Consider the following 5611-nt stretch of genomic DNA (forward strand, 5'->3'; position numbering starts at 1 on the left):
CCGCAGTGAGCGGGCGGTGCTAGCTCACAAACGGAAGCGGGTCAAAAAGGGGCTGAGCAATGAGCTGAGTGTGGTTCAGAAGGCGCATAACAAAGCCGTCAATGGTGAGCGGGTGGTGATTGAACATAGTTTGGGCGGGATGAAACGCTATCGTATTTTGGTAAACAGAAATCGGCTGAAAGTAACTGCGGTGTTAGACAGACTGTTAGGCGTCTGTGCGGGCCTTTGGAATCTAACCCTCTCATAATCAACTTACACCAACTCTACTAAAAAAGCAGTTTCCAGCCATTGAAAAACAAATCCTGCCCCGGCTTTCCCGACCAATGCTGTGATTCTGTCACGACCGCTGTTTCGCTAAGCTCGGTGGGCGTATTTTCTTTCTGTACCACAAGGCAGGAAACGCCTTTTTCGGCCAGGGAATGACAAATATCCTTTGTTTGCGCGCTCAATTTCCCATGGGCGATACCGACTACTGTTTCATTTGTTTTCATGGCTCTTTTTTGTTGTATGTGCAAACAATTCTATTTAACTCAATCAGGACTCTTTTCCCAACGATTTGGCAGCTTTGAACACTTGTTGGGTTAGCTGGCAAACGTCGTTTTTACCAATAGCATCCGAATAACGCGTACCGACCCGCTCCCACGCCTGGGCAATTTCGGGTTGGATAGCTTCACCCTCGGCGGTGGCATAAATCAACGTTCGCTTCCCTTCCGACTCACGCCGGACGTAATGTTTCTGCTCCAGCTTTTCCACCAGACGCGTGATGGTTGATGGGGTCAGATACAGCGTTTCACTCAGTTCCGAAGGAGTGATTCCGGGCTGCGCTACTACCTCGCACAGCATATACGCATGCGAATAGCATAAACCAAACCGACCAAACTCTTCATCGCCAATAGCAGTGATGGCCCGCGCCAGCGCATTGGCCGAGAAAAGCAGGCAGGCACTAAAGCGTGTGGCTGACTTTTCTTCACAAACTACGGCATCAATTTTTTCGTTTTTCATTGTCTGCTTCCGTATACTGTCAGCAAAGGCAATACCGATAGTTGTATGTGCAAACAAAAATAAGAAAAGTATTGGTAGTGAAGAGTGCGTATTTGAAGCAGGGAGCCGTCTGACTGTTTTTTTCTTATACCGAATGGCTCCCCGCTTCTACTACACACCCCTGTTACTTCACTTAAGAGGCAAATGCACCTCAGTCATCATACAACGGGCCGATCCTCCTCCATTGTCTTCAATCATGGAAAGGTCGAAGTGAATAAGGGTAGCATATTCGTTTAACTGACTGATTTGTTTAGAGGTGAGGGAGTCGTAAGCGCGGGTAGACATAACCAGCATCTTTTGTCCTTTCCCTGTTCTGATAAGCAGCATATTTCCGGCAAAACTGGCCATTTGCTCCATCGAAATATCAAATACCCGCTTGCCGAGTTTTTCCAGTTCCTGACGAACCATGAGCCGTTCGTCGGGGTCCGTAATAGCCGACAGACACACAATGGCGGAGGTCTCAGCCATACACATCATTACGTTGGTATGGTATACGGCCTTGCCCGCTGCATCGGCCGAGTGGAATGACACGACACGATAGCCCGTTTGGCGGCTGAATTCGGCCAGTACATCGGGATGTGTACGGGGTGATAGACTGGCGAATGCCACGCGGTTCATCCGATCGAGTACCAGGCTTCCGGTACCTTCCAGAAACTTGCCTTCCTGTTCAAAATGCGTCAGGTCAATTACGCGGGACACGTGAAATCGTTCAGCCAGATCGTCGACAATATCCTGCCTGCGTTCGAGCCGACGGTTTTCGGCCTGCATGGGATAGAGCACCACGGTACCGCTGGCATGGAAAGAAACCCAATTATTCGGAAAAATAGAGTCGGGTGTGTGCGGTTCGGGGGAATCTTCATATACCATTATGTCCATACCACTGGTCCGAAGCCGCTGCACCATCGCATCGAATTCCTGCAAAGCCTTTTCCTGCACCACATTCTTTGTTTGTTCAGCCAGTATACTATCCTGAAATGCGTTGGAATCGGCCGTTTGCTCATTGAACCCGAAACGAACGGGACGAATCATTAAAATGCGGGAAGTAGCCTGTGATTGCATGATAGGTAGTATGTAAGAGTCGTAAGTCGTAGGAGTCGTAAGTCAGCAACAAAATAATCTGCTTAAAAGGTGGCAAATTAGTGTGCCTGACTCACTTTGACAATGATTTTTGTAGGGCAAATACCATTCGGGAAATTTCTTCTATTGCTTTCAGAAACAATTCCCTTTTACTGGAATCGATAAGCCCGATAAGTCATTGACTTAAATTCATTTGATGACGTTCGGGCGATGGTAAGAAAACAAACCAGGTCAGGGTCACTTTAGCGGTCAAAATTTTGTACTCACTGACAACTGACTAACAAACAACTCACCAACTGATTTTACACCGGCTCCCTAAATAACGGCATACTCATACAGTGTGAGCCACCACGCGCCCGGCTCAACTCAGCAGAAGGCAACATAATAAACGTGTTTTCGATGGTTTCCGGTGAGGACTCCCCCCGTTCAAAACGGCCCAGCAGTTTGGCCGCCCCAACCACGTCAAAGCCAGCAGCCCGGAACGCATCGGTCGTTTTTTCATTCCGGTCGTACCCCACAACAACGCCATCTTTCAGGGCCAGCAGGTTGCAGGAATCCGTCCATTGCTCGCGGGCACCGAAGGGAAATTCATTATTGCCCGAATAAATAAACTGCACCGGTTCGGTAGCACCGAGGTCATTTTTACTGATGTCGGTCAGCAGGTCTTCCAGGTTTTCTATTTCAATGGGTTTGTGTTCCAGCCCCTTGATAAACTGCATGATTTTCATATCTTCCGATACATCTTTGGGAGCAAAGAAGTGAATAACGTCGCGTTGCCGGGCTTCATCCCCTGTGCGGGCCAGCGTACCCAGTAACACCCACACGTTGCGTTTTACCTGCGTAAACACGGTGTCGATATGCATGTAATCCCGCTTCTTCGGAATCTTGATAATAGTCACCGTATCGACCAGATTTTTGCTGAATACCAGCCGCATAACCTGTTGCGCTGCGTAGAGGGTTGTCCGCTCACTAACGCCGATTATCAGATGTCGTTTGGCAATCATCATCACATCTCCCCCCTCCAGGGTGGAACGTGTCACGTCGCGGTTTACATCTGTATCGGGTAGCAGAAAGGCCTGTTCATTATCCGGAATTTCCAGAATTTTATCTTGATAGTCAGCGAATAGTGGGTGATTGAAGAAAATATACTGCGCTAATAACGCTTCGCGGGTACGGGCCAGTTTGGCCGGTTTGTTCAGCAGAATATGGTCGTTAATGACGATACCAATATCCCGCGTAAAAATAAAATTAGGCAGGGGTGCAAAAAGCATGGTCAGGTCGGGTAGCGAGCCTGAAATCATAATCTTTGCCAGTTCCACCGGTTCAAACTGGCTTAGTTGTTGCTGGGTGCGAAAAGACTTGCGTTCAATCCCGCAGATGGCGGCAATCATCCGGGTGCGGATAGCGGTATCGACCAGAATATCGGCCAGGAGTACCTGAAGGTCGATGACTTTGTCGGACTTAAAATAAGCCTCATGGTCAGGCTTGTAGAAGTTACGATCGGAGTCAGGGCCGATGGATGCTACCTTACCCCGTACTTTATCGGGGTCCAGAAAATACAACAGGAGTTTAACGTAGTAGTCGTACTCATCCCGGCGCATCATGTCCAGATGAACGATGTCTTCAAACAACCAGTCCTGCGCTTTTGAGGGCACAACTTTACCCAGGCCCCGGTCGGGACTGTGAATCAGCAATCGTTTCAGCGTACCAATTTCGGAGGAAACGTTGATCTGGGAAGCTACCGGCTGCGTAACCGATAGCAGGGTGTTATTATCGGTATTTGTTCCATTTTCCATGTAAAATCAGTCTGTAATCAGCGGATATCTGTGGATTGCAAGGTACGTTTTTAGCGACTACGAAGCGAACAAATTTTCTCAGGAATCAGCCATTCAACCGCTCATGCTCTCTTTATTGATTCGCTTTTTCGCTGCTTCCCAAGGGGTTAGAGCCTATCAAACCTAACCATACATAAAAATAATTAAATGTGTTTACCCATTGAAATTTGTTTATCAAACTTTTAATTCTGTTAACTATTTGTATATAAAAAGACATAAGATTCTAAAAATCAATATAGTATCACTATAAATAACAAATATTCTTAACAATACCTTCTATCATTCAGTACCGCAAGTCTACCAAAATACGGCTTTGGATACGCCTTACTTTTCGTTCGGCATGTTTTTTGCCAAGTCTGTAAACGTATTATACAAGGCAACTACAGACTAAGCGCATATGTCCATATTTACTACAGAAAACATCGACTTGCCCACACCGCCCCCCTTCGGTTTTATGTCAGGTTATTTACTGGTTTCCGAACAAGTCCTGGTAAATGTAGACTTCTGGCATGCGCAGGCCAACGGATTATCTGAAACCTCCACTGTCGACTGCCTGAATGACCGTGGCCCGTCGATTTTCACCTGCCTGCTTTCCAACCATAATTCTACCATCTCCGGCGATTTAATATTTATTCAACGATACCATCATTGCATTGCTTAACTATCCTGAACCAGGAGAAGAAAATGAAAAAAGTTTTCTGGACGCTCTTTTGTTTATTTGAACTGACATTACCAGTTCTTGGAGGAAATTTCCCGGGTGGTATAAGCCCGGGAAGTCCTCCCCTGCCTACCGTTGCTGATGGGCCTCAAATGTCCATAAATGTAACACCGGGCAGTTGTAACCCTACCACCAATCAGTACACCCTGTCGGGCACCATTAGCCTGGTAAATGCTGTAGCCGGTTCGCTTACCGTCACTGATGGGGGCGCCACCACCACCCTCAACGTGACGGCAGGACAGACCTCGGCCAGCTTCAGTCTGGCCGGTTTACAGGCGGGGTCGGGTAATCACACCGTCACCGTTAGCGGTGGGGGCTACACCCCCACCTCCACTACAACCGGTCCCTTCGCCATCGTGGGGGCAGCCAAAGTAAGTTGTACTACCCTGAGTCCTACCCAACGGCAGATTAAGTTCAACCCACAATACAGCGGACTTAATGGTAGCCCTGTCACCTTTGCGGTGTCCGGTGAACTCCTGGCCACCACCACCCCGGGGCCCTACACGCTCAACCTCTACAATGACAATCCAACCATCACCCTAAACGCCCTGCAGAGCAATGTGCAGAGCACATTCCGTTACAACTGGCTGGATGCCTGCAACAACAGTTCATCCGGTTATTCAGCATCAACCAGCTACAATGCTCCGGCTTCCTGCCTGGGCACCCCACCACCAGCAAATACCCAACTGGCCCTGACCAAACGAGTGGACAAGTCCAGAGCCGTCATTGGCGATGTGATGACCTACACGNTGGTGGTCACCAACAACACGAGCAACGCCCTCAACAACATCGTTATCCGCGATTCGATGTCGACCGGGCTGACCTATCAGGCCAACTCAGCCACCCCGCCCGCCGGTACCGTGTTCACCAAAGGCCCACTGACCACCAGCACCTGGACCATCAACAGCTTATCAGCCGGGCAAACCCTCTCGATGACGCT

The 5611-nt window shown here is 48.7% G+C and carries 6 protein-coding genes; 2 read left to right on the forward strand and 4 right to left on the reverse strand.

From position 1 onward, the window contains the following. Positions 1–247, forward strand: a 247-nt coding sequence (locus tag B157_RS34925) for a transposase family protein (protein WP_020603186.1), incomplete at its 5' end; no start/stop codon positions are given. A 19-nt stretch (positions 248–266) separates the two neighbouring features. On the opposite strand, the gene B157_RS0109950 is transcribed toward B157_RS34925, so the two are convergent. From B157_RS0109950 to B157_RS0109965, 4 genes are all read right to left on the reverse strand, one after another. Further along, positions 267–491 (reverse strand): hypothetical protein, encoded by a 225-nt coding sequence (locus B157_RS0109950; RefSeq protein ID WP_020603187.1) that lies wholly within the window; start codon positions 489–491, stop codon positions 267–269. A 43-nt stretch (positions 492–534) separates the two neighbouring features. Beyond that, positions 535–1002: a MarR family winged helix-turn-helix transcriptional regulator gene (locus B157_RS0109955; protein WP_052646985.1), complete on the reverse strand. Its 468-nt coding sequence runs from the start codon at positions 1000–1002 to the stop codon at positions 535–537. A gap of 168 nt (positions 1003–1170) precedes the next feature. Beyond that, on the reverse strand, positions 1171–2100 hold the full coding sequence (ctlX, locus tag B157_RS0109960) for a citrulline utilization hydrolase CtlX (protein WP_026308614.1): 930 nt from the start codon (positions 2098–2100) through the stop codon (positions 1171–1173). 320 nt (positions 2101–2420) lie between these two features. Further along, entirely contained in the window at positions 2421–3914 is a 1494-nt protein-coding gene (locus tag B157_RS0109965) for an arginine deiminase family protein (RefSeq protein ID WP_020603190.1), read from the reverse strand. 1494 nt (positions 3915–5408) lie between these two features. Between B157_RS0109965 and B157_RS40445 the strand changes: the two genes are divergently transcribed. Then, on the forward strand, positions 5409–5611 hold a 203-nt coding region (locus B157_RS40445), incomplete at its 3' end, for a hypothetical protein (RefSeq protein WP_425423192.1).

It is taken from the genome of Spirosoma spitsbergense DSM 19989 (assembly GCF_000374085.1).
GTDB classification, from domain to species: domain Bacteria; phylum Bacteroidota; class Bacteroidia; order Cytophagales; family Spirosomataceae; genus Spirosoma; species Spirosoma spitsbergense.